Below are 514 nucleotides of genomic sequence, written 5' to 3'. Positions count from 1 at the left end.
AGGGAGCCGTCGAAGGTGGGGCTGGCGATTGGGACGAAGTCGTAACAAGGTAGCCGTACCGGAAGGTGCGGCTGGATCACCTCCTTTCTAAGGAGCACCTTCCGACGAAAGTCGGTAAGGAGCCCGCGACCTACGAATGTTGGGTCGGGGTGCTCGAATGGCGGAGACACTGGCAAGTTTTGCCCTGGCAACGGCCGGCGGCGCCTAGTACAGCCACTCTTGGGTGGTGGGAACGGTTGCTTCTGGTGCGGCTGGGGGGAGATGTAAGCACCCTGTTGGGTCCTGAAAGAACAACCGGTGGTTGTTGTTTCAGAGACTGCGCCGGCCTCCTGTGTGGGGGCTGGCAGTCTGCCAGGCATGGCCTGGCCCCGCATACCGCCAACGGATTGTTGGGTTTGGTGTGGGGCGGATCGGGTTGTGGGTTGGTCGTTTGTTGAGAATTGCACAGTGGACGCGAGCATCTTTGTGGTCAAGTTGTCAAGGGCGAACGGTGAATGCCTTGGCACCAGGAGCC

Annotated in this window: 1 rRNA gene; it reads left to right on the top strand. The window is 60.5% G+C overall.

Annotation, left to right across the window (positions count from 1 at the left end):
- Nucleotides 1-87, top strand: a 16S ribosomal RNA gene (locus KBX26_RS31995); the annotation flags it as partial.
- Nucleotides 88-514 lie beyond the last annotated feature (427 nt).

Origin of the sequence: Micromonospora sp. C97 (assembly GCF_018070385.1) — a bacterium.
In the GTDB taxonomy this organism is placed as follows: Bacteria; Actinomycetota; Actinomycetes; order Mycobacteriales; family Micromonosporaceae; genus Micromonospora; species Micromonospora parva.
The sequence above is the reverse complement of the archived record's forward strand: the minus strand, read 5'-3'. Positions and strand labels throughout refer to the sequence as shown.